Genomic DNA, 23,527 nt, shown 5'->3' on the forward strand with positions numbered 1-23,527 from the left:
CTCAGTCCTCGAAGCACTCGACGTGACGGACGGCACCTGGCGCGAGGATGCGCTGGGCACCCTCTCCGGCACCCAGTTCGCGCAGGGCCGATTCGAACGGCGCGTGCTCCAACACCTTCTCGTAGATCTCCATCCATGTCGACGGATCCTCCGCGCGCCGCAGTCGCCGGCCGGCGATCCCGGTGCGGCTGCGCAGGTCGCGCTGGAGTGCGTCGATCGTGCGGGCAGCCTCGTCCGCGAGCCGCGGGTCGATCCGGTAGTACACGTAGTAGTGACGGCTCATTCCCGGGAGGGATGCACGGCTTCGCACGAATCGATGCCGACCCCATCAGCCAGCGTCAAGTCGTCCGCGCTGCCGAGGCGTACGTCCAGAACCGCCAACGCCACGACGGCGGAATCGTCCGCCGGCGAACCGATGAGCACCGTGCCGGCCGGTTGGGACGTGGACGCCACCGATACCGTTTCGCCGGGCTGCGGAACCCTGGCCGCACTCGCGGTGATCCGGAAGAGGCGCCGCTTCACCTCGCCCAGATACTGCGATCTGGCCACGATCTCCTGTCCGGGGTAGCAGCCCTTGGTGAAGCTCACGCCGCCGACCGTCTCCAGGCCCACCATCTGGGGAACGAACATCTCCTGGGCCCCCGGCAGAATCCACGGGTAGCCGCTCATCACGTCATTGCGCCATTCCCCTCCCGGGGCGGCGTCGCGAACCCCGTCGAAGGAAGTTCCCATCGCCAGGACCCGGCCGTTCTCGACCCCGAACAGGATGCAGCCGCCGGCTTCGGTCACTTCACCTTCGCCCGGCCAGCGGTCCAGCCCCGGAATGGCATCAGCCGCGGTGTGCCGGCCGTCGAATTCGGCGGTCGATCCGGGTGTCGCGGCGGCCGGCAGACTCACCTTCGCCCGGAGCACGAACCTGCGCAGCCGAGTGAGAAAATCGCCGGCGACGGCGGACGGAATCTGCAGGACGAAGCCACCGGGCAGGCGAGCGATGCGGAACGTGGCGAGGAGGCGGCCCTTGGCGGAGCAGAATCCCGACCAGGTCCAGCGTCCTGACGCCAGGTGCTGGACGTCCGCCGTGAACTGACCGTTGAGGAAGGAAGCGGCGTCCGGCCCGGTCACGTCGGCGCGGGCAAGTCCGGGACGCAGGAACGGATCGCGGGACAACCCCGAACAGATCAAAGCGCCGGGGGCGGGAATCTCCGATGATCGTTGCATGGAACGGGGGTCCCGGAAGGAAGGAGTGACCGGGCCGATTATAGAGAGTCGACAATGCGGCAGGTGTCGGGCGGTGCCGGGCGTACGAGTTGCGGGTGGCTGACGCATGAACAGTTTTGAATTCCCGTTGGTGCTTCGCGGTTCGCGCGGTTTCGCCCTGGTTCTGGGAGGCGTTCATGTCCTGGCCGCGGCAGCCGCCGCGCTTTCCGGCATGCCCGCTTACCTCGCGGCGCCGTCGGCCGTTCTGCTGGTGGGTTGGGGCGTTCGCCAGATCCGCGTACACGCCTTGCGATCGGCGAAGAGCGCCATTGCAGAGGTGACGCTGCGCCCGGACGGAACCGCTCGGCTCGCCGTCAGGGACGGAACGCTCGTTCCGGGCAGGCTCGTGTCGGTTCCCCTCAGCGGTCGCTGGCTGACCGTGCTCTCATTCACCGGCGTGCCCGCTGCGTACCGCACACTGGTGCTGGCAAGGGACGAATGCGAGCCCGAAAGCTACCGGAGACTGCGGGTTTTCGTGCGCTGGGGGCCCTGGCGCCGCGCCGATGGCGCAGAGCAAGGTGAAGCGCTTTGAACGAATGCCATGACGCTGCTGAAACTCCGCCTGCCGGGCGTTGTCTGTGCCGCATCGGTGTGAAAGTGCTTGTATCCCGTGGACCGGGCCGACAGCTATACTCGGGCGCTTTGGCAATTGGAGCGTGTCGGGTATGCCGAGGAGAGGCGGACCGGGACAAGCCGCATGAGCGATCGCGAAATCGACCAGCAGCTGGTCGAACGGGCGCAGCGCGGGGACAAGCGGGCGTTCGAGCTGCTGGTGGCAAAATACCAGCGCAAGCTCGGCCGGCTGTTGTCGCGTTTCATCCGCGATTCGGCGGAAGTGGAGGACGTGGCGCAGGAAGCGTTCATCAAGGCCTACCGGGCATTGCCGTCGTTCCGGGGAGAGAGCGCGTTCTACACCTGGCTCTACCGGATCGGGATCAACACGGCCAAGAACTACCTGGTGGCGATGGGACGGCGCGCGCCCACGACGACGGAGTTCGACAGCGAGGAAGCGGAAAGCTTCGAGGACGGCGACCAGCTGCGGGATGTCAACACGCCCGAAGCCGAGTTGATGACGAAGCAGATCGCGAACACCGTGAACGAAACCATGCTGGAGTTGCCTGAGGAACTCAGGATGGCAATCACGCTGCGGGAGATCGAAGGTCTGTCCTACGAGGACATCGCCACGATCATGAACTGCCCCATAGGAACGGTGCGCTCCCGCATCTTCCGGGCGCAGGAAACCATCGCAGAACGGCTAAGGCCTTTGTTGGGAACGAGCAAGGACAAGAGATGGTAGAGCAGGAACGTGTTTCGGCGCTCATGGACGGGGAACTCGACGGCGAGGACCTGGGCGCCCGGTTGAAGAAGACGGCCGAGGATGGGGATCTGGCGCAATGCTGGGATACCTATCACCTGATCGGGGATGTCCTGCGGGGCGAAAACGCATTCAGCACCGGCTTCGCATCGAAGGTATCCCTGGCCCTCGCGCAGGAACCCACCATTCTCGCGCCCCGACCTCCTGCCTCCGGCAGGGTGGCCCGAAAGCCCTACGTCTTTGCGCTCTCCGCAGCCGCCACCATCGCAGGCGTGGCCGTCGTGGGATGGCTCGCAACCCTGAATCCCCCCGGGGCTCCCGCGTTGGCACCGTCCACCGTTGCGACGGTTCCGTCCGAGGGACCCATCAAGGCAAGCATGACCGCGCAGCAGATGGACGCGGACGTCAGCGACTACATGATGGCTCACCAGGAATACTCGCCCACCGGCGCCATTCACGGCGCCGCCTCCTACGTCCGGACCGTTTCGACTCGATAACCGCTCCTTCCCATGACGCTCCAACTCTGGCGCGGCTGGTCGGTTCTGATCGGAGGCTGCCTGGCGGCATCGACGGCTCTGGCCGATGCGCTGCCCCAGGCTGACGCCCTCAACTGGCTCCAGCGCATCGCCACGGCGGCACGGCAACTCAATTACGCAGGCACCTTCGTCTACCAGCAGGGAGACACGGTCGAAACGTCCCGGATCGTTCACGTGATGGACGGAACGAACGAGATCGAACGCCTCGAGACCCTCGACGGTCCCCGGCGCGAAGTCGTGCGCAACAACGAGATCGTCTTCACCTATCACCCCGACAGCAAGTCGTTCCGTGTCGATCGCCGGCGTCCCCGCCGGACGTTTCCGCAGATCCTTCCCGACCAGCTCACCGCCGTCACGGACCATTACCACGTCAAGAAGGCGGACGTGGAACGGGTGGCCGATCACGATGCTCAGACGCTGATCCTGGAACCCAAGGACAGCATGCGGTACGGACACAAGTTCTGGGCCGATGCCAATACGGGCCTGCTGCTCAAGGCGAAGATGATCGGCGAGCGCGGGCAGGTCATCGAGCAGTTCGCCTTCACCCAGGTGCAGATCGGCGGCCAGATCTCGCGTCAGCTCCTTCAACCCAGCATGCCGCTACCTGCCCCGGGACCGTCGCAGGATGCTTCCCAGGAGAGTGCGGCGGCGGAATCGGAATGGGTGATCAAGTCGCCGCCCGCGGGTTTTCGCAAGATCGTGGAGGTGCGACGGGCGAAGGACAGCGCGCCGCCGGCCTACGTGACGCACATGGTGCTTTCCGATGGCCTTGCCGCCATCTCGGTGTTCATCGAGCCGGCCAGGCAGAAGGTGGCGGAAGGGCTCGTGCAGCGCGGCGCCATCAACATCTATACGCGGGTGCTGGGTGACCAGCGCATCACGGTGCTGGGGGAGGCCCCGGCCGTGACAGTCGTCACCATCGCCAACGCTCTGACGCCCAGGTCCCGCCAGCCCTGAATTCCCGGCGTCCGAGGCGCCGCTTTCCGAACGACAAGAGAGGACTCCGCGCTTCCATGATGAAACCTCTGTACGGTCTGCTGTTCTCCCTGGTGCTCGCCGTTCCGGCGTCCGCGCGCGATCTGCCGGACTTCACCGACCTGGTCGACGAGCAGGGGCCCACGGTCGTCAACATCAGCACGACCTCCCTGCGTGCTGCCGCGGGACCGGGAGGAGAGGAGGATCCGCTCGAATTCTTCAGGCGTCCGCCGGGACAGGCTCCCCGCGACAACGAGGCGCGGTCGCTCGGCTCCGGATTCATCATCAGCGCGGACGGTTACATCCTCACCAACGCCCACGTCGTGGAGGCCGGAGACGAAGTCACGGTCCGACTGACGGACAAGCGCGAATACACGGCCAAGGTGATCGGCAGCGACCGCCGGTCCGACGTCGCGCTCATCAAGATCGAGGCGGGCTCGCTGCCGGTCGTGCGCATCGGCGATCCCAACAAGCTGCGCGTCGGGGAATGGGTGCTGGCCATCGGCTCGCCCTTCGGCTTCGAGAACACCGTGACCGCCGGGATCGTCAGCGCCAAGGGCCGCTCGCTGCCGCAGGAGAACTTCACGCCTTTCCTCCAGACCGACGTGGCCATCAATCCGGGCAATTCCGGCGGTCCGCTGTTCAATCTCCGCGGCGAGGTGGTGGGCATCAACTCGCAGATCTACAGCCGCACCGGAGGCTTCATGGGGCTGTCCTTCGCCATCCCCATCGACGTCGCCGTGGATATCGCCAACCAGCTGAAGACGACCGGCCGGGTGTCCCGCGGACGGATCGCCGTGGTGATCCAGGAGGTGACCAAGGAACTGGCGGAGTCCTTCGGTCTTCCCAAGGCACAGGGCGCCCTGGTCAATTCGGTGGAGAAGGGCGGCCCCGCCGACAAGGCCGGCGTGGAAACCAGCGATGTGATCCTCAAGTTCGACGGAAAGCCGGTGAACAGTTCCTCCGATCTGCCCCGGCTGGTGGCCGCCACGCGTCCGGGCACCAAGGTACAGATGCAGGTCTGGCGCAAGGGCGCGGCAAAGGACCTCAACGTCACCGTGGGCGAACTCCAGGACGAGAAACGGGCCGAACGTGCCCGCAAGCCGGCGGCCAAGCCGGCCGACGCGGTCTCGAAGCTGGGGCTCGCGCTGACCGAACTCACCGCCGAGCAGCGCAAGGAACTGGGTATCGCGGGGGGCTTGCTGGTGGAGGATGCGCAGGGCAATGCGGCCAAGGCAGGGATCCGGCGGGGGGACGTGCTGCTCGCCGTGAACAATCAGGACATCAAGAGCGTGGAACAGCTGAACCAGGTCCTTTCCCAGTTCGAGAAGTCCCGCAGCGTCGCGCTGCTCATCCGGCGCGGGGATTCCTCCCTCTACGTGCCGCTGCGCCTCAACGGCGCCAATTGACCGGGTCAGGGACAGCCGAATCGGCTAGAATCGCCGGCTTTCCGGCACTCTCGAGAAAAGGGGCACCGCAGTGCCCCTTTTCGTGTTGATGCAGCACATCCGCAACTTCTCCATCATCGCCCACATCGATCACGGCAAGTCGACGCTTGCGGATCGGTTCATCCAATTCTGCGGCGGCCTGTCCAACCGCGAGATGTCCGAGCAGGTTCTGGACTCCATGGATCTGGAGCGCGAGCGGGGCATCACGATCAAGGCCCAGACCGCCGCCCTGCGATATCGCGCCCTGGACGGGCAGGAATACCTCCTCAATCTCATCGACACTCCGGGACACGTGGATTTCTCCTACGAGGTGTCGCGTTCCCTGGCCGCCTGCGAGGGCGCGCTGCTGGTCGTGGACGCCTCACAGGGCGTGGAAGCCCAGACGGTCGCCAACTGCTACACGGCCATCGAGCAGGGCGTGGAGGTGGTGCCGGTACTGAACAAGATCGACCTGCCTTCCGCGGAGCCGGAGCGGGTGATGACCGAGATCGAGGACATCGTCGGCATTCCAGCCCAGGATGCGGTGCGGGCCAGCGCCAAGACCGGCCTGGGCGTACAGGACATCTTGGAAGCCGTCATCGCCCGCATCCCCCCGCCCAAGGGGGACCCCGAAGCGCCGCTCAAGGCGCTCGTCATCGACTCGTGGTTCGACAACTACGTGGGCGTCATCATGCTGGTCCGGGTGGTGGACGGCACCCTCGAACCGAAGGAAAAGCTGCTGCTCATGTCGAGCGGGGCCTCCTATCTGTGCGAGCAGGTCGGCGTGTTCACGCCCAAGTCGCGCGCCGTGGAACGCCTTTCCGCCGGCGAGGTGGGGTTCGTCATCGCGGGCATCAAGGAACTGAAGGACGCCCGCGTCGGCGACACCATCACCAAGGTGCAGCGGCCCGCCGTCGAGGCGCTGCCCGGCTTCAAGGAAATCAAGCCCCAGGTCTTCGCCGGTCTGTATCCGGTGGAGTCCAACGAGTACGAGGCCCTGCGCGACGCGCTGGAAAAGCTGCACCTCAACGATTCGTCGCTGCACTACGAACCGGAGACATCCCAGGCACTGGGCTTCGGATTCCGCTGCGGCTTCCTCGGCCTGTTGCACATGGACATCGTGCAGGAGCGCCTGGAGCGCGAATACGGCATGAACCTGATCACCACCGCTCCCACGGTGATCTACGAGGTGCTCATGCGCGACGGCACGGTGCTGGAGGTCGAGAATCCCTCCCGGCTCCCCGACCCGTCCAAGATCGAGGAGATCCGCGAACCCATCATCACGGCGACCATCCTGGCGCCGCAGGATTACGTCGGCCCCGTCATCACCCTCTGCATGCAGAAGCGGGGTGCCCAGCGCAATCTCCAGTATTCGGGACGCCAGGTCGTGCTCACCTACGACCTGCCCCTGAACGAGGTGGTGATGGACTTCTTCGACAAGCTGAAGTCCGTGAGCCGCGGCTACGCGTCGCTCGACTACGAGTTCAAGGAGTTCCGCGCCGACGACCTGGTCAAGCTCGACATCCTCATCAACAGCGAGCGCGTCGACGCCCTGTCGCTCATCGTGCACCGGGCCAATTCGCAGTACCGCGGCCGCGAACTGGTGTCGAAGATGCGCGAACTGATCCCGCGGCAGATGTTCGACATCGCGGTGCAGGCGGCCATCGGGTCGCACATCATCGCCCGCGAGACGGTCAAGGCGCTCCGCAAGAACGTGCTGGCCAAGTGCTACGGCGGCGACATCACCCGGAAGAAGAAGCTGCTTGAGAAGCAGAAGGAAGGCAAGCGGCGCATGAAGCAGGTGGGCAACGTCGAGATTCCCCAGGAAGCGTTCCTCGCCATTTTGCAGGTGGGCGACAAGTAGGAAGCCCCTCCACCCCAACCAAGAACACCCATGAACTTCGCCCTGATCATGCTTCTGCTGCTCGTCTTCACGGGCGGCGTATGGCTGCTGGACATCTTCGTCTTCCGCAAGCGGCGCTCCTCCGAGCAGCGGGTGCCCTGGTGGATCGAGTATCCCGTCAGCTTCTTCCCGGTGATCCTCGTGGTGTTCCTGCTGCGCTCCTTTCTCGTGGAACCGTTCAAGATTCCCTCCGGCTCCATGATCCCGACGCTGCTGGTCGGCGATTACATCCTGGTGAACAAGTTCACCTACGGCATCCGCCTGCCGGTCGCGAACGTCAAGGTGATCGATCTCAATTCCCCCAAGCGTGGCGACGTCATGGTGTTCCGCTACCCCGAGAATCCATCGGTGGACTACATCAAGCGCGTGATCGGCACCCCGGGAGACATGGTGGAGTACCGCAGCAAGCGGCTCACCATCAACGGCAAGCTCGTCGAGGTGGAGGCGGAACCCGACTACAGCTACCTGGAACACGGACTCAACTTCATCAGCACCAAGCGCTTCCGCGAGAAGCTGGGCGACGAGCCGCACTCCACGATCGTCAACCTGGATGCGCCGCCGGTCCAGCTGGCGGGCGTGCGGTCGTTCCCGCATCGCGAGAACTGCGAATACAATGACGATGGCTTCCGCTGCAAGGTGCCGCCCGGGCACTACTTCATGATGGGCGACAACCGCGATTCCAGCAGCGACAGCCGTTACTGGGGGTTCGTCCCGGACGAGAACATCGTGGGCAGGGCGTTCTTCATCTGGATGAACTTCGGCCAACTGAGTCGGGTGGGCACCTCGATCAGATGAGCGGGGACGCCTTCAAATTGATCGCTTGCGGAGCAGGAATGAAAAGACAACGCGGTTTGAGCCTGATCGGTCTGATCTTCGTGGGCTTTCTGCTGTTCTTCGCCGCCCTGGTGGGCATGAAGGCGCTGCCCGCCTACATCGAGTACTTCACGATCAAGAAGCACATCTCCGAGCTGGCGCGCGGGGGAGAAGGAACGTCCCCGAGGGAGATCCAGGGCAATTTCGACAAGCGGGCGTCCATCGACGACATCACCTCCATCCAGGGCCGCGACCTCGAGGTCACCAAGAACGGCGAGTCGGTGTCGATCAGCGCGAGCTACGCCAAGAAGGTACCGCTGTTCGGCCACGTGAGCCTGTGCTTCGATTTCGAGATCACCAGCGGCCGCTGAGGCGCCGCTCGCGCTGATGCACGATCTCGAGCGGGACGATGCGCTCGGCCATGTCTTCACCCACCGCCACCTGCTTCACCAGGCGCTGACGCATCGCAGCCACGGCCAGCCGCACAACGAGCGGCTGGAATTCGTCGGCGACGCCGTCCTCAATTGCGTCATCGCCGCCGCCCTGTTCGATCGTCATCCGGCCATGCCGGAGGGAGAGCTCTCCCGCCTGCGCTCATCCCTCGTGAACCAGACGAGCCTCGCCGAGCAGGCGCTGAGGATCGACCTCGGGGGGCATCTGCTGCTTGGAGAAGGCGAGGTGAGAAGCGGCGGGGCTTCGCGGCCATCGATGCTTGCCGATGCCCTGGAAGCCTTGTTCGGCGCGGTCTTTCTGGATGCCGGGTATGACCGCGCACAGGCCGCGATCCTGCGGCTGTTCGAGCCTGCGCTCGCCACGGCCCAGTCACGCAGTGTGGGAAAGGATGCAAAGACATCGCTGCAGGAATGGCTCCAGGCCCGCCGGATGCCGCTGCCGGAGTATCGGGTCACCGGGATCTCGGGCGAGGCTCACAGCCAGATGTTCGAAGTGGAGTGCGTGGTGGACATGCTCGCAATGGCACAGAAAGGGCGGGGCGTGAGCCGCCGCGCGGCGGAGCAGTCGGCCGCGCAGAGAGTGCTCGAGGAAATCGTGAAGGAGGGCAAGTCATGACCCATCGGTGCGGATTCGTGGCCGTGGTCGGCCGGCCCAACGTGGGCAAGTCCACGCTCGTCAATCGTCTCGTCGGCCAGAAGGTGACGATCACGTCCCGCAAGGCCCAGACGACACGCCATGCCGTGCTGGGCATCGTGTCCCGCGAAGACGCGCAGTTTGTCTTCGTCGACACGCCCGGCTATCAGACGCGCCACGGCGGCGCCCTCAACCGTGCCCTCAACCGGGCCGTCACGGACAGTCTCTCGGACGTCGATGTCATCCTGCTGGTGCTGGAGGGAACGCGCTTCGGCGACGAGGACCGGAAGGTTCTGCGGCTGGTACCGCCCCAGGTCCCCGTCGTCGTGGCCCTGAACAAGATCGATCTCATCGCGCGCAAGGAGGACCTGCTGCCGTTCCTGGCGCAGTTGCAGCACGAGCGGGAGTTTGCCGCGATGGTCCCCGTCAGCGCGGAGAAGGGAACGCAGTGCGACTCGCTGCTCGACGCGCTCGCCCTCTGTCTGCCCGAAGGCCCTGCGCTCTACGACGTCGATCAGGTCACCGACCGGAGCGAACGCTTTCTGGCGGGCGAGATCCTGCGCGAGAAGATCTTCCGTCTCACCGGCGACGAGCTGCCCTACGGGACGGGCGTCGTGGTCACGAGCTTCGAGACCGAGGGGCAGTTGCGGCGCATCGAGTGCGTGGTGGTCGTCGCGCGCGAGACTCACAAGGGCATGGTGATCGGACAGGGCGGGCAGCAGCTGAAACGCATTGCCACGGAGGCGCGTCTGGACATGGAGCGCCAGTTCGGGGGCCGCGTCTACCTTGACGTGCGGGTACGGGTCGACGCCGACTGGAGCCATGACCCGCGGCGCCTTCGCAAGTACGGCTATGCCTGACGGTGGCGCGCCCCAGTCCCCCGGATCGCCGCCCGCGCGGGGGGGAGAGCAGAAACGCGTCCTCAACGAGCCCGCGTTCGTGCTGCATACCCGTCCCTGGAAGGAGACGAGCCTCATTCTCGAACTGCTGACGCGGCATCATGGCCGCGTCGCCGCGGTCGCCAGGGGGCCCGCCGGCCCACTTCGCAGCTGCGTTCGCTGCTCCTGCCGTTGCAGCCGGTGCTCGTCACCTGGTCCGGCAAGTCCGAGGTGCGGCTCGTCCACACGGTGGAATGGCAAGGGGGGATTGCCCAACTCTCCGGTACCGCGCTGCTGTGCGGGTTCTATCTCAACGAGCTCCTGGTGACAGCTTTGGCGCGCGACGATCCCCACGAAGGCCTCTTCGATGCGTATGAGGCGGCGCTGCGGGAACTCGCGACGGGGCCGTTCCAGAGCCGTGTCCTGCGCCGCTTCGAGATCACGCTGCTCGGCGAGCTGGGCTATGGCCTGCAGCTGCAGGAAGACGCCCGGCTGGGCACGCCCTTGATCGACGGGACGCGCTACCGCTATCTTCCGGAGAGCGGCCCGGTCGTCCACGCCGGGCCGGAAAGCGAGGAGCAGGTGATCGTGTACGGCAAGACGCTCCTCGACATGGAGCGGGGCGATTACGGAGATCCGGTCACGGCGGCCGAAGCGAAGAAGCTCATGCGCGCGCTCATCTCGCACCATCTCGGCAACCCGCCGCTGCATTCGCGCCAGCTGCTCCTGGATGTGCGCAACAACGCCGGATCGCCATGACGAAACTCTCGGTCAATCTCAACAAGGTCGCCCTGGTGCGCAACACACGTCCGCTGGGCATTCCCAGCGTGACGAAGATGGCACGCATCGCGCTCAATGCCGGAGCCGCGGGCCTCACCGTCCACCCGCGGCCGGACGGCCGCCACATCCGTCCGCACGACGTGCGGGAACTCGCCGAACTGCTGCGCTTCTATCCCGAGCGCGAGTTCAACATCGAGGGCAATCCCTTCCACAACGTCATGGCGCTGGTGGAGGAGGTGAGGCCGCACCAGTGCACGCTCGTGCCGGACGATCCGGACGCGCCGACGTCGGATCACGGGTGGGATCTGGCCCGCGACGGCGAGCGGTTGCGGCCGGTCATCGCGCACCTGCATGCGCTGGATGTGCGGGTCAGTCTGTTCATGGATCCGGACCCCCAGGCCATGGAACGGGCCCGCGAGATCGGCGCGGATCGGGTGGAGCTCTATACGGAGCCCTATGCGCGTGAACATGGAACTGCCTCACAGGCAGACAGCCTGCAGCGTTATGCGGATACCGCCCGGGCAGCCCGGAGAGCAGGACTGGGCGTGAACGCCGGCCACGATCTCAACCTCGACAATCTGGACGACTTCCTGGCCGGCGTACCCGGAGTCCTGGAAGTCTCCATCGGCCATGCGCTCACCGCCGACGCACTGGAGATGGGCATGGGAGCGGCAGTCCGTGCCTATCTCGAATTGACTTCCCGCGTGCGGACGGCCGCGTCGTGATCTACGGCATCGGGGTGGACATGGTGGAAGTGGGCCGCGTGCGCGATGCGCTGGCGCGGCACGGCGACCGTTTCGCTGCCCGCATCCTGGCCGAACCGGAGTGGCCCGAGTTCCGCAGCGCGCGCGACGGCGCTTCCTGGCTGGCCAAGCGTTTCGCTGCGAAGGAGGCCTTCGGCAAGGCCACGGGCATCGGCATCCGGGCTCCGGTGACGCTGCGCGCGATGTGGGTCGACAAGGATGCGCTGGGACGTCCGTCGTTCGCGTTCGCCCCGGCGGTGCAGGAGTGGCTCGACGCCCGCGCGATCCATGCCCACCATCTCTCGTTGAGTGACGAAGCCACGATGGCGGTCGCGTTCGTCGTGCTCGAAACACGGGGTGAGGAATGAAGCCGGTGGAACTGCCGCTGGGGCCTGTGATGCTGGATGTCCGCGGGCTCGAACTGGAGCCGGACGAACGCGACATGCTGCAGCATCCCGCCACGGGCGGCGTGATCCTGTTCACGCGCAACTATGTCGATCCCGGACAGCTCGCGGCCCTCGTTGCCAGCATCCACGAAATCAGGAATCCGCGGCTGCTCGTGGCGGTGGATCACGAGGGTGGCCGTGTCCAGCGCTTCCGCCAGGACTTCACTCGCATTCCCGCCATGGGCGAGATCGGCAAGGCGTGGACGCACCATCGCGACACCGGCCGAAGACTCGCGCACGAGGCAGGTGTAGTACTCGCGCTGGAGCTTCGCGCACTGGGCGTCGACTTCACATTCGCACCGGTGCTCGACCTCGACCATGGCCGCAGCCGCGTGATCGGCGACCGCTCGTTCCACCGCGATCCCTATGCGGTCGCGGAACTCGCGAGTGCGCTCGTGGCGGGTCTTGCCGAGGGCGGCATGGGCGCCGTCGGCAAGCATTTTCCCGGTCATGGATTTGCCGAAGCCGACTCTCACGTCGATGCGCCGGTGGACCCTCGCGACCTGGCAACGATCACGGCGGACGATCTCGTCCCCTTCCAGCATCTCGTGTCGAACGGATTGACAGGCGTGATGCCGGCCCACGTGATCTATCCCGCGGTCGACAACCGGCCGGCCGGGTATTCCCGCCGATGGTTGAAGGACATTCTGCGGGGCCAGCTCGGATTCCAGGGCATCGTCTTCAGCGACGATCTGTCCATGGTCGGCGCTCACAGCGCGGGCGGCATCGTGGACCGGGCCGAGGCCGCGCTCGAGGCAGGCTGCGATATGGTCTTGGTTTGCAACGATTCCAGTTCGGCGCGCGAGCTTGTGAATCATCTGAAGGCGCGTTGCTCCGCCCCGACACTGGCGGCCATGGCGCGGTTGCACGGCCGCGCGCGGCCCGCCGGCTTCACCGCCCTGCGCGAGCATCCCCAGTATGTTCATGCGCTCGCCACCCTGTCGCATTGGCAAAGCCCTTCCGGAGATCTGCCTCTGGCGTGATACTCGCTATCCATCGGCGGGCAGGCGCGCTCGCCGATACGGCAAGGGCCGCCCAAGACAGCATGGAGACCTGACATGACTTTCGACTGGGATACGTGGAGCAAGCTCGCCAAGGACGACCCCGAAGCGTTCGAGCGCAAGCGCATCGAGACCATCGAGGCGCTCATCAGCAGCGCCTCCCCCGATCTGCAGCCCCGTCTTCGCGGCCTTCAGTTCCGCATCGACATGGAGCGTTCCCGTTCGTCCTCCCCCATGGGCGCCTGCGTGCGCATCAATCGCATGATGTGGGACAGCTTCGGCGAACTGCGCGGCGCGCTCGACGACCTGCGCAAGGAATTGAACGGCACGGAGCGGCAGGTGGAACGCGCCCGTGCCCCCCGTCAGAGCGCGACCATCGTTCCGTTCCGCGCCACACGCTGACATCCGGAGTCGAAGCTGCGAAACACCCAACCGGAATTTCCGCAGCTTCTCCAGTGCACGCGCTGCGAGCGCCTGGCTTGCGCGCTCGCCCAGGCGCGTGCGGAGCATCCCGGGTATCACGCACGTCCCGTCGAGCCCTTCGGTGATCCGCATCCCCGCCTGCTGATCGTCGGCCTGGCTCCGGGCATGCACGGAGCCAATCGCACCGGCCGTCCATTCACCGGCGACTACGCCGGTGAACTTCTGTACGCCACTCTGCACAAGTTCGGCTGGTCCAATCATCGCGGCAGCGCTTCGCCGCAGGACGGGCTGCAGCTCACAGGCTGCCGCATCACCAACGCCGTGAAGTGCTGGCCCCCGGAAAACAAGCCGCTGCCCGCGGAAGTCCGGATCTGCAATGCGTACCTCGCACAGGAGATCGAGGCGCTGGCGCCGGGCAGTGCCGTGCTCGCGTTGGGACAGATCGCGCACGGTGCGATCCTCCGTGCCTTGGGACTCAAGGCGTCGGCCGCGACCTTCGGCCACGCCGCCACCGCCGATCTGCCCGGCCGGCTCCGGCTCTTCGATAGCTATCACTGCTCCCGATACAATACGCAGACACGGCGGCTGACCGCGGAGATGTTCGAGGACGTCTTCCGCAGCATCGCTGCCTATCTCGATCCACGCTGACGCGCACCTCCGGGGACGCGCCTGTCGCCGCTCCCACGACGTCCCCGATGTCCCTGTCGCCCTCCGGCCCCGACGCCCCGCCCGACCCGATCGAGGAAATCCTCGCCAACCTGCCGCATCGTCCGGGCGTCTACCGGATGCTGGGCCGGGAGGGCGAGGTCCTCTATGTGGGCAAGGCGCTGGATCTCAGGAAGCGGGTCAGCTCGTATTTCCAGAAGACTGCCGCACTGTCGCCCCGCATCCAGATCATGGTGGGACAGGTGACCACCATCGAGACGACGGTCACCCGGTCCGAGGCCGAAGCGCTGCTGCTCGAGAACAATCTCATCAAGTCGCTCGGGCCGAGATACAACATCCTCTACCGCGACGACAAGTCGTATCCCTATCTGTCACTCACCGGGCACACCTTTCCCCGGCTCGCCTTCCACCGCGGGCCGCTCGACAAGCGCAGCCGCTACTTCGGCCCGTTCCCCCACGCCAGCGCGGTGCGGGAGAGCATCCAGCTCCTGCAGAAGGTCTTCCGTCTGCGCACCTGTCGCGACACCGTCTTCTCCAACCGCTCGCGCCCCTGTCTGCTGCATCAGATCCACCGGTGCACCGCGCCTTGCGTCTCGTTGATCGCGCCCGAGGACTACGCACGCGACGTCGCCGATGCCGAACTGTTTCTCCAGGGCCGTCAGGACGAAGTGCTGGAATCGCTCGAGTCGCGCATGACCGCGGCGGCGGAAGCCTTCGAATACGAGCGCGCGGCGCAGTTCCGCGACCAGCTCAAGGCACTGAAGGCCATCCGCAGCCGCCAGTACGTGTCGAGCGCCAAGGCGCTGGACGCGGACGTGGTGGCCGTCGTCCGGGAAGCCGGCATGATCGCGGTGAATCTGGTCATGATCCGCGGCGGCATTCACCGCGGCGACCGCTCCTACTTCCCCCAGAACGCCCGCGAGGACGACGAGTCGGATGCCGTCGAGGCATTCCTCGCGCAGCACTATCTGAACAGTCCGATGCCGCCGGTCGTGTATGTGAACCGTGGCGTCGAGACCGAATCGCTGGCCGCGCTGCTCACGGAAAGCCGGGGCTCGCGTGTCCAGATACAGAGCAACCCCACCGGGGAGCGGCGGGTGTGGGTGAACATGGCCGAACAGAACGCCCGGTTCGCGATCGCCCAGCGGCTGGCGACGCAGGCGGCGCAGGAAGCCAGGCTCACGGCCCTGCAGCAGGCCCTCGGTTTGCCGGAGAGCGCCCAGCGGATCGAGTGCTTCGACATCAGCCACACCATGGGAGAGGCCACGGTGGCCTCCTGCGTCGTGTACGACCAGGGCCAGATGCGCAATTCGGAATATCGCCGGTTCAACATCGCCGGCATCACGCCGGGAGACGACTACGCCGCCATGGAGCAGGCCCTGGACCGCCGCTACCGGCGCATCGTCGAAGGGGAAGGGAAGCTGCCGGGACTCATTCTCATCGATGGCGGCAAGGGCCAGCTCTCCGCCGTGCTGCCCGTCCTGCAGGCGCTGGGGCTGCACGACGTGCCGGTCGTGGGTGTCGCCAAGGGAGAGGAGCGCAAGGCCGGACTGGAACAGCTCATCGTGGCCGACACCGGAGAAATCGTCCGCCTGCCGGCGGATCATCCCGGACTGCACCTCATCCAGCAGATCAGGGACGAAGCCCATCGTTTCGCCATCACCGGGCATCGCGCACGGAGGGGAAAGGTCCGTACGCATTCGAGCCTGGAGGACATCGAAGGGATCGGCGCGAAGCGGAGGCAACGGCTGCTTGCCCGCTTCGGCGGTTTGAAGGGCATACTTGCGGCCAGCGTCGACGAATTGCAGCAGGTGGAGGGCATCAGCCGCCAGCTCGCCGAACGCATCTACCAGCAGCTTCACCAAAGACGACCGCGCCCGTGCACCTCAATTGGCCGAACCTGCTCACCTGGACCCGCATCGTCCTGGTGCCCGTCTTCGTGGTCCTGTTCTATCTGCCCGATTCGGCCGTGAGTCTGACCACCAAGAACGTCACGGCCGCCTATCTGTTCCTGTTCGGCGCCATCACGGACTGGCTCGACGGTTATCTCGCCCGCAGCCTCAACCAGACCTCGGCGTTCGGAGCCTTTCTGGATCCCGTGGCCGACAAGCTGCTCGTCACGGCCACGCTCATCGTGCTCGTCGAACTGGGGCGCGTCGACGTGGCCGTGGCCGTGATCATCATCGGCCGCGAGATCGCCATCTCGGCCCTGCGCGAATGGATGGCCAAGATCGGCCAGAGCAAGTCGGTGGCGGTCTCGTTCATCGGCAAACTCAAGACCGCCTGCCAGATGACCGCGCTCGCCATGCTGCTGCACTGGGAGGATCTTTTCGGTGTGATTCCGCTGCAGACCGCGGGCGTCCTGCTGGTCTATGTGGCGGCCTTGCTCACCCTGATTTCCATGGTGATCTACCTGCGGCGCGCCTGGCCGCTGGTGCAGCAGCACGAGGCGAAATCGCCTTGACACATCCGCTCCGCCCCCTATAATTCGGCCTCTTCCCGAGCGGGAGTAGCTCAGTTGGTAGAGCGCAACCTTGCCAAGGTTGAGGTCGCGAGTTCGAGACTCGTCTCCCGCTCCAATTTATGTTCTACAGACTTCCACTGAGGTCTGTAGGTCATTGAAAAAAGGAGCTTCGGCTCCTTTTTTCGTTCCAGCGAGTGCCACGGAAATCCACCCACAGCCAGCGTTTTTGAGTCGCTAAATGAGGCACAAGAATGCGGGTGGGTCGGCTACCGGATAGTTGCTGGGGCTGAGCGGGGACCATGACGAGCATAGGGCCTAAGTCATCACTTAGGAGCCTCGAAATGGCACTCTCTGATCTGACCGTCCGGCAGGGAAGGACCACCGGAAAGCGCTACACCCTCTCCGACAACGACTGCCTGGGCCTGATGGTCTCTGCCGCAGGCGGCAAGTCGTGGCAATTCCGCTACTACTGGCTGGGCAAGCAAAAGCGCCTGTGCCTGGGCGGCTATCCCGCCCTCAGCCTGCGCGAGGCCCGCGCCTAGCGAGACAAGGCCCAAGCCCTGCTCGCCAGGGGATCGACCCCAGGTCGAACGCGACCGCAGGCGGCACGCGGCCAGGCTGGCAGGCGAACACACCTTCAAGAACGTCTTCGATGCCTGGGTCGAGCATCGCCGCAAGGAACTCAAGGAAGGCCGTCAAAGCACGCTCTCGCAGATCCTGCGCATCTTCAACAAGGACGTGCTGCCCACCCTGGGGAAGATGTCGATCTACGACATTCGTCGGCCTCAGCTCGTGGGCGTCGTGGCGGCGATCGAGAAGCGCAAGGCGTTCACCACCGCCGAGAAGGCCCGCACCTGGTTCAACCAGTTGTTCCACTATGCCCTGGTCATCGCCGAAGGGTTGGAAGTCAACCCGGCGGCCGACCTGGACGTGGTGGCCGAACCCAAGCCCCCCGTGGCCCACAACCCCTACCTGCACCTGCCCGAGATGCCGGAGTTCCTCCAGACGCTCCGGCTCTACAACCCCCGTGGCTGGCAGACCCAGCTTGGTATCCGTTTGCTGCTCCTGACGGGTGTGCGCACCGGCGAGCTGCGGTTGGCGGAACCCGATCAGTTCGACCTCGACCGTGGCTTGTGGATCATCCCGCCACAGGTCGTCAAGCAGCTTCAGGACGAGATGCGCAAGGCCGGTAAGCGGCCGCAGGACGTGCCACCCTACATCGTGCCCCTGTCCCTGCAAGCCATCGAGATCGTCCGCTATCTCCTGGGCGCGATGCGGCCGGCGCAGAAGTACCTGCTGTCTCATCGCAGCGAACTCAAGAAGCGCATCAGCGAGAACACCCTCAACAAGGCCGTGCAGCTCATGGGCTATGAGGGGCGCCTGACCGGCCACGGCATCCGCGGCACCATCTCGACCGCGCTCAACGAGATCGGATACCCGAAGATTTGGGTGGACGCTCAGCTTTCGCACTCCGACCCCAACAAGGTGAGTTCGGCCTACAACCACGCCAAGTACGTGGAACCGCGCCGCCGCATGATGCAGGACTGGGCCGATCGCCTCGACTTGCTCGAACAGGGCGAAGTGGAAGCCGCGAGCGCGCACCTGACCATTCGTATCGACGGGGTGCCGGCGATGGCGGAAGTGGAGGAAGCGGTGGATGCGGCCCCCACGATGGCCGAGCCCACTCCCGGCGTCCCTCCGGTCGTGGCCATGCCCATTGTCGTAACTCCGAGCAGCGGCGGGATCACGTTCCAGCGGCTGTCGCAGGTGCCGCCGCCGCCGGTGCATGCCCCTGAGCCGGAAGTGTCCGCCATCCAGCGCGAGCGCGAGGAAATGCTGGCCATCTACGAATCGCCGAACAACCTGCCGGTCCCGCTGTTCGGCAAGCTGGCCGGAAAGTCCAAGGATCAGATCAACCGCGAGCTGAAAGCGGGCAAGCTGCTGTCCATCACTCTGGGCAATCGGGGGCAGCGGGTTCCTGACTGGCAACTGGTGCCGCTCAAACACAAGCTGGCCCAGGTGCTCATGAACCAGTGCCCGCACGCAGATTCGTGGGATCTGTACCGCATGCTGACCCAGCCGCACCCGGACCTGGGGGACCGTGCGGCCATCGATGTCGTTACGCCGACCAACGTGCCCGCGATCATCCGGGTCATCATGGGCGACTATCAGCGCCGTGAGGATGCGCCCGAGGCCGTTGCCCTGCAGCCTATCCCAGAAAATGTGCGGCAGAGCGTCCGTAGGCTGGTGGACAATGCGGTGGTGCTTGAGGGGGCCTAAATCATGGGTCGGCCTATGGCCGGGATGACGCTTCCGACCATAGGCCCATCACCTTGCGCCTACCCCTGCGATTTGTAGCGCTCTACGCGCGATGCGCTCAACAACGGAGCTGGCTTGCCCGTGAGGTCGCTGCAGATGCGCCACGATTTCATAGGGGCCGTCGTTGCCTACCAGTTCGTCGCCGGAGGTCTCAAAGAACGCAATGGTGGTGTCCGGCTCTTTGGGTGCAGAAACCAATACTTGAGGGTGTCTACTGGCGGGGCTTCGTCAGCTGCGCATTCCACTGATGGCGGACAGTGATTCCATTCCCATCGCGGACAGCGTTCCAGGCGATGGCGGACACGTTGCGCGGGTGTCCTGAGTGACGCTCAAATCGTAGCCGAAGTGTCCGCCATCAGCGTGGAATGGCGGTCGGCGCGGCCGGCTCAGACGGCCTTGGTGAGCTTGCGCATCGACTCGCCCTTGAGGGCTATCTTGTGCGAGCCGTGCACGATGCGGTCCAGGATGGCGTCGGCCAGCGTGGGCTCGTCCAGCCAGGCGTGCCAGGCCGTCACCGGCAACTGGCTGGTGATGAGCGTCGAGCGCGTGCCCACCCGGTCGTCCAGCAATTCCAGCAGGTCGTTTCGCTCGTGCGCGGCAATCGGCGCGATGCCGAAGTCGTCCAGGATGAGCAGGTCCAGCCGCGCCAGTTGCGCCAGCCGTTTGCCCAGGCTGCCATCGCCGTGGGCCACGTGCAGCTCCTGCAGCAGCCGTGGCGCGCGGGTGTAGAGCACCGAGAAGCCCAGGCGCGCGGCCTGCTGCCCCAGTGCGCAGGCGAGCCACGTCTTGCCGCACCCGGTGGCGCCGGTGAGCAGCACGTTGTGGCCATGGCGCAGCCAGTCCCCGCCGGCCAGGCTGGTGATGACCTCTCGGCTCAGGCCCCGGCTGGCGCGCCAGTCGATGTCCTCCAGGCAGGCACTGGAGACCTTCAGGCGGGCCGCCTTCAACAGGCGCTCCAGGCGCTTGCTGTCACGCCAGTCCACCTCGCGCTGCACCAGCAGCGCCAGGCGTTGTTCAAAGGGCAGCTCGCTGGCCGTGATGTGGGTGGCCGCGTCGCTGAGGGCGGCCACCATGCCGTCCAGGCGCAGGGCGCGCAGTTGGTTCAAGGTCTGTTCGTTGAGCATGGTTCTTCCTTGTTAGGTTTGCTTGCACGTTGGAGTTCAGTGGTAGTAGCCCGGCCCGCGCACGTTCTCGTGCAGCGGCAGGTTCGCCTGTGCGGCCATCGGCGCATCCAGCGGCCGCTGGTCCAGGCCGCAGCCCAGGATGGAGGCGATGCTCTTGTAGGACGGTGAGCGAATCGACTGCGCCCGCGCACAGGCGGCCTCCAGCCGGTCAGCCCCGTACTCACGGCCCAGGCGCATGAGGCCCAGACAGGAGCGGTAACCCTGCTCGGGATGCTGGCGGTGCTCCATCTGCCAGCGCACCACGGCGGCGGTGGCCGCGCCCACGCGCTCACCCCAGGCGATGAGCTTGGCCGGCGTCCACTGCAGGTGCGCCCGGTGCGAGGCCGGCATGTGCTCGGGCGTGGTGGTGTGTGCACCCCGTCGGGGATTGAGGGCGTGGGCGGCCACGCGTTTGCTGCCGTGCAGGACTTCGAGCGTGCCGGCCGTGATGCGCAACTCCACCGGCTCACCCACCAGGGCGTGGGGCACCGAGTAGTAGTGGCCATCGAGCTCAACGTGGTAATCGATGTTGACGCGGGCGGGTTTGAAGCGCGCGATGGGCATGCGCACCGGCGGCAGGGGGCGCAGGGCTGGCCGGTCGAATTCGGCGAAGGCGCTAGTGCGGTTGCCCGGCAGCTTCTTGAACGCGCGCTGGTTCAAGTCCACCAGCAAGGCGGCAATCGCCCGGTTGAGCTCGGCCAGGCTGAAGAAGGTCTGGTGGCGCAGCCTGGCCAGAATCCAGCGCTCGACCACCTGCACAGCGACCTCCACCTTGGGTTTGTCGCGTGGCTTGGCCGGGCGCGCGGGCATCACGGCCAGGCTGTAGTGCGCACAGAGCTCTTCGAGCAGGCGGTGCGCGGTGGGCTCGTAACGGTCGGGTCGGGCCATGAGGGCGCGCGGCTGGTCAGGCACCAGCAGGCGGGGCACGCCGCCGATGAACTCCAGCGCGCTAATGATGCTGGCCACCCAGTCGGTGGCCTTCTGGCTGGCGGTGGCGCAGGCGTAGGTGTAGTTCGATGCGCCCAGCACGGCCACGAAGACCTGGGCCTGGCGTATCTCGCCAGTGTCGGCATCCACCACGGGAACGGTCTGGCCGGCGTAGTCCACAAAGAGCTTGTCACCGCCCGTGTGGGTCTGGCGCATGGAGCGCTGCAGGCGCCGGGCCCAGGCCTTGTACTTCTCGCAGAAGGCGCTGTACTTGTACGCCTGCCCGCTGTGCTGTTGCTGGTATTCCTCCCAAAGCAACTGCAGCGTCACGCCAGGTCGGCGCAGTTCGCGGTGGATGTGGGCGTGGTCGGGTTCAAGGTGCCGGGACTCGCGCGCCACGGGTGGCTTGTAGAGCCGGGCCTGGAGTTCGTCGTCGTTCAGGCTCTGGGCCAGTGCCCAGTCCACGCCGGCCACGCGCGCGTAGCTGGCTATCTCGCTGACAGTGGATTTGGAGATGCCGAGGGCGGCACCGATTTGACGGGTGCTCAAGGCCCCGCGGTGCAGCAGTTGCAGTGTGTGTCGTAGTTTGCTCATGGTGACCCTGGGTGTGGGCATCGCTGGTTCCGGTCAAAAAACCGGGCAGCGTATGCCGCGTTCGGGTCACTCAGAACACCCCGCAGGTGTCCGCCATCAGTTTGGAATGCTGTCCGCCTTCAGCGTGGAACACTGTCCGCCATCACGCTGGAACACTGTCCGCCATCAGCATGGAATCGTGTCCGCCATCGCGTGGAATACGCAGTCAGCCGACCGAAGAGTCGCGTAGGCGGTCGATAAACCGCTCTAGCGAAGCCGACAAATCGGTGTTGTCGCGCCGAAGCAGGTAGGTCGTGATCACGGCGGAATCCATCGCCAGCGGACGGATCACCACATCCGGCCGTTGGGAGACCGGAACCTTGGTCGCCGTCATGAAGCCCACGCCATAGCCTGCGCCGACCAATGTGAGCATCATGTCCAGCGAGGACACTACCTCCACGACGTTTAGTTTGTGCTCCACGGCTTGCAGGAGGCGTCCCAGCTCGCGGCAATAACCCTCGCATGCGTGCGGATCGCACAAGACAAGCGGATGCCCTCCGAGTTCGTGGAGTGGAACCTCCTTGTGAGCGAGCAATGCGTGTCGGGCTGGCACCGCGATCACCAGCGAGTCTTGCCACATTGGTTCGGCAACAACGCCGTCGCCGACGTCGGCCGTATGTGCGAACCCGATCATGAAATCGCCTGAGCGCAGGCCGCGCAGCTGCTCGGCCAAAGGCACTTCTGATAGACGTATCTCGACCTCCGGCTCTTCTGCACGACAACGTGCAAGAAACACCGATAACCGTGGATCGATCGCTCCATCGGATACCGCAATGCGCAGGCTGCCGCGCAAGCTTCTGCCGCAACAGCCTTTGCGTTCTCTCGCGCCTGATCTAGGGATGCTCTTCACCAAGCACATTCGCCTGTGCTGATGCACTGATGCAGCCTGGAGATTCAACGCTGACACGCCAGCCAAGCTCTTGCGAGCGTTTGCGGCGGCTTTTGACTACCCTCGTGCGCTCTTTTCGAGGCTTTGGCGCCCCTCCTGCGCCCCTTCGCGCTGCCTCATGCCCCGTGCGGGCGCACCTGGCCCATCAGCACGTGCCGCACCATCCACAAATTGCTCAACGCAAACAGCGTCTTGAGCTGCGCCGTGTTCTTGGCCAGCCCCCGGTAGCGCACCTTCACATGCCCGAACTGGCGCTTGATCACCCGAAACGGGTGCTCCACCTTGGCCCGCACACTGGCCTTGAGTTTCTCGATCTTGTCCACCAGCGCATCAATCGGATCGCTCCTGTCCAGCACCCGGCGCTTGCCCGGGCGCATGGCCACGTGCCACTTCACCCCAGGCCTGGCATCTGCCCTCTTGTGCACACCCTGCATGCCCGCATCGCCGAAGGCCACTTGCTCGTGCCCGTGCAGCAGGCTGTTGGCCTCGACCACGTCCGCCACGTTGCCCGCCGTGCCGCGCACCGTGTGCACCAGGCCCGACTCGGCATCCACCCCGATGTGCGCCTTCATCCCGAAGTAATACTGCTTGCCCTTCTTGCTCTGGTGCATCTCGGGATCCCTGGCGCCGTCCTTGTTCTTGGTCGAACTGGGTGCGGCAATCAGTGTGGCGTCCACCACCGTGCCGGCCTTGAGCAGCAGGCCCTGATGGGCCAGCCGCTGGTTGACGCTGGCCAGGATCTGATCGGCCAGCTTGTGCTGCTCCAGCAGCCGGCGAAAGCGCAGGATGCTCGAATCACTGGGCAGTGCGTCGCCCCAGTTGCTCAACCCCGCGAAGTCCCGAAACACGGGCACGTCATGCAGCGCTTCCTCCATCGCAGGAT

The 23,527-nt window shown here is 65.5% G+C and carries 23 protein-coding genes, 1 tRNA gene and 2 pseudogenes; 20 read left to right on the plus strand and 6 right to left on the minus strand.

The window, feature by feature from the left end; translation table 11 throughout:
• Nucleotide 1 precedes the first annotated feature (1 nt).
• Both IPK20_17755 and IPK20_17760 read right to left on the minus strand, forming a co-directional pair.
• The gene (locus IPK20_17755; protein ID MBK8018380.1) at nucleotides 2-283 is read right to left on the minus strand and encodes a DUF4936 family protein; all 282 of its coding nucleotides are present in this window, start codon (nucleotides 281-283) and stop codon (nucleotides 2-4) included.
• The gene (locus tag IPK20_17760; protein ID MBK8018381.1) at nucleotides 280-1,218 is read right to left on the minus strand and encodes a folate-binding protein YgfZ; all 939 of its coding nucleotides are present in this window, start codon (nucleotides 1,216-1,218) and stop codon (nucleotides 280-282) included. The genes IPK20_17755 and IPK20_17760 overlap by 4 nt, the downstream gene beginning before the upstream one ends.
• 106 nt (nucleotides 1,219-1,324) lie before the next feature.
• Between IPK20_17760 and IPK20_17765 the strand changes: the two genes are divergently transcribed.
• The 20 genes and pseudogenes from IPK20_17765 to IPK20_17860 all read left to right on the plus strand — a co-directional run bounded on the left by IPK20_17765 (nucleotide 1,325) and on the right by IPK20_17860 (nucleotide 18,993).
• Nucleotides 1,325-1,789, plus strand: coding sequence for a hypothetical protein (locus tag IPK20_17765; protein ID MBK8018382.1), 465 nt, complete (start codon nucleotides 1,325-1,327; stop codon nucleotides 1,787-1,789).
• 165 nt (nucleotides 1,790-1,954) lie between these two features.
• Nucleotides 1,955-2,554 (plus strand): RNA polymerase sigma factor RpoE, encoded by a 600-nt coding sequence (rpoE, locus tag IPK20_17770; protein MBK8018383.1) that lies wholly within the window; start codon nucleotides 1,955-1,957, stop codon nucleotides 2,552-2,554.
• Nucleotides 2,548-3,069, plus strand: a complete 522-nt coding sequence (locus tag IPK20_17775) for a sigma-E factor negative regulatory protein (GenBank protein ID MBK8018384.1) — start codon at nucleotides 2,548-2,550, stop codon at nucleotides 3,067-3,069. Before rpoE ends, IPK20_17775 begins: the two co-directional genes overlap by 7 nt.
• Nucleotides 3,070-3,081: 12 nt before the next feature.
• Nucleotides 3,082-4,065, plus strand: coding sequence for a MucB/RseB C-terminal domain-containing protein (locus tag IPK20_17780; GenBank protein MBK8018385.1), 984 nt, complete (start codon nucleotides 3,082-3,084; stop codon nucleotides 4,063-4,065).
• Nucleotides 4,066-4,124: 59 nt separating this feature from the next.
• The gene (locus IPK20_17785; GenBank protein ID MBK8018386.1) at nucleotides 4,125-5,492 is read left to right on the plus strand and encodes a DegQ family serine endoprotease; all 1,368 of its coding nucleotides are present in this window, start codon (nucleotides 4,125-4,127) and stop codon (nucleotides 5,490-5,492) included.
• Nucleotides 5,493-5,580: 88 nt separating this feature from the next.
• A complete protein-coding gene (gene lepA / locus IPK20_17790) occupies nucleotides 5,581-7,374 on the plus strand; it encodes an elongation factor 4 (protein MBK8018387.1) in 1,794 nt (597 codons plus the stop codon).
• Nucleotides 7,375-7,404: 30 nt separating this feature from the next.
• A complete protein-coding gene (gene lepB, locus IPK20_17795) occupies nucleotides 7,405-8,208 on the plus strand; it encodes a signal peptidase I (protein MBK8018388.1) in 804 nt (267 codons plus the stop codon).
• Between the two features lie 38 nt (nucleotides 8,209-8,246).
• The gene (locus tag IPK20_17800; GenBank protein ID MBK8018389.1) at nucleotides 8,247-8,597 is read left to right on the plus strand and encodes a DUF4845 domain-containing protein; all 351 of its coding nucleotides are present in this window, start codon (nucleotides 8,247-8,249) and stop codon (nucleotides 8,595-8,597) included.
• A 16-nt stretch (nucleotides 8,598-8,613) separates the two neighbouring features.
• On the plus strand, nucleotides 8,614-9,294 hold the full coding sequence (gene rnc, locus IPK20_17805; protein ID MBK8018390.1) for a ribonuclease III: 681 nt from the start codon (nucleotides 8,614-8,616) through the stop codon (nucleotides 9,292-9,294).
• On the plus strand, nucleotides 9,291-10,172 hold the full coding sequence (gene era / locus IPK20_17810; protein MBK8018391.1) for a GTPase Era: 882 nt from the start codon (nucleotides 9,291-9,293) through the stop codon (nucleotides 10,170-10,172). The genes rnc and era overlap by 4 nt, the downstream gene beginning before the upstream one ends.
• Nucleotides 10,165-10,949, plus strand: a pseudogene (gene recO, locus IPK20_17815) (DNA repair protein RecO). The gene era and the pseudogene recO overlap by 8 nt, the downstream one beginning before the upstream one ends.
• Nucleotides 10,946-11,695 carry a pyridoxine 5'-phosphate synthase gene (locus IPK20_17820; GenBank protein ID MBK8018392.1) on the plus strand — a complete coding sequence of 250 codons (750 nt, stop codon included), beginning with the start codon at nucleotides 10,946-10,948 and terminating at the stop codon, nucleotides 11,693-11,695. Before recO ends, IPK20_17820 begins: the two are co-directional and overlap by 4 nt.
• Nucleotides 11,692-12,081 carry a holo-ACP synthase gene (locus tag IPK20_17825; protein MBK8018393.1) on the plus strand — a complete coding sequence of 130 codons (390 nt, stop codon included), beginning with the start codon at nucleotides 11,692-11,694 and terminating at the stop codon, nucleotides 12,079-12,081. The genes IPK20_17820 and IPK20_17825 overlap by 4 nt, the downstream gene beginning before the upstream one ends.
• Nucleotides 12,082-12,092: 11 nt before the next feature.
• Complete coding sequence (nagZ, locus tag IPK20_17830) at nucleotides 12,093-13,142, plus strand: beta-N-acetylhexosaminidase (protein MBK8018394.1); 1,050 nt, start codon at nucleotides 12,093-12,095, stop codon at nucleotides 13,140-13,142.
• 75 nt (nucleotides 13,143-13,217) lie between these two features.
• Nucleotides 13,218-13,562, plus strand: coding sequence for a DUF3135 domain-containing protein (locus IPK20_17835; protein MBK8018395.1), 345 nt, complete (start codon nucleotides 13,218-13,220; stop codon nucleotides 13,560-13,562).
• 15 nt (nucleotides 13,563-13,577) lie between these two features.
• Nucleotides 13,578-14,231 carry a uracil-DNA glycosylase gene (locus IPK20_17840; GenBank protein ID MBK8018396.1) on the plus strand — a complete coding sequence of 218 codons (654 nt, stop codon included), beginning with the start codon at nucleotides 13,578-13,580 and terminating at the stop codon, nucleotides 14,229-14,231.
• Nucleotides 14,232-14,278: 47 nt separating this feature from the next.
• Nucleotides 14,279-16,222: an excinuclease ABC subunit UvrC gene (gene uvrC, locus IPK20_17845; GenBank protein MBK8018397.1), complete on the plus strand. Its 1,944-nt coding sequence runs from the start codon at nucleotides 14,279-14,281 to the stop codon at nucleotides 16,220-16,222.
• Entirely contained in the window at nucleotides 16,129-16,713 is a 585-nt protein-coding gene (gene pgsA / locus IPK20_17850) for a CDP-diacylglycerol--glycerol-3-phosphate 3-phosphatidyltransferase (protein ID MBK8018398.1), read from the plus strand. Before uvrC ends, pgsA begins: the two co-directional genes overlap by 94 nt.
• Nucleotides 16,714-16,752: 39 nt before the next feature.
• A tRNA-Gly gene (locus IPK20_17855) sits at nucleotides 16,753-16,828 on the plus strand.
• Between the two features lie 226 nt (nucleotides 16,829-17,054).
• Nucleotides 17,055-18,993, plus strand: a pseudogene (locus tag IPK20_17860) (tyrosine-type recombinase/integrase).
• A gap of 425 nt (nucleotides 18,994-19,418) precedes the next feature.
• Here the strand turns inward: IPK20_17860 and IPK20_17865 are convergent.
• From IPK20_17865 to IPK20_17880, 4 genes are all read right to left on the minus strand, one after another.
• Complete coding sequence (locus tag IPK20_17865; protein MBK8018399.1) at nucleotides 19,419-20,156, minus strand: ATP-binding protein; 738 nt, start codon at nucleotides 20,154-20,156, stop codon at nucleotides 19,419-19,421.
• 36 nt (nucleotides 20,157-20,192) lie between these two features.
• Nucleotides 20,193-21,737: an IS21 family transposase gene (locus IPK20_17870; protein MBK8018400.1), complete on the minus strand. Its 1,545-nt coding sequence runs from the start codon at nucleotides 21,735-21,737 to the stop codon at nucleotides 20,193-20,195.
• 184 nt (nucleotides 21,738-21,921) lie between these two features.
• Nucleotides 21,922-22,548, minus strand: a complete 627-nt coding sequence (locus IPK20_17875) for a LysR family substrate-binding domain-containing protein (protein MBK8018401.1) — start codon at nucleotides 22,546-22,548, stop codon at nucleotides 21,922-21,924.
• Nucleotides 22,549-22,760: 212 nt separating this feature from the next.
• Nucleotides 22,761-23,527: IS5 family transposase (locus IPK20_17880; GenBank protein ID MBK8018402.1), on the minus strand; the 767-nt coding region annotated here is incomplete at its 5' end.

The organism is Betaproteobacteria bacterium (assembly GCA_016713305.1).
Taxonomy (GTDB): Bacteria; Pseudomonadota; Gammaproteobacteria; order Burkholderiales.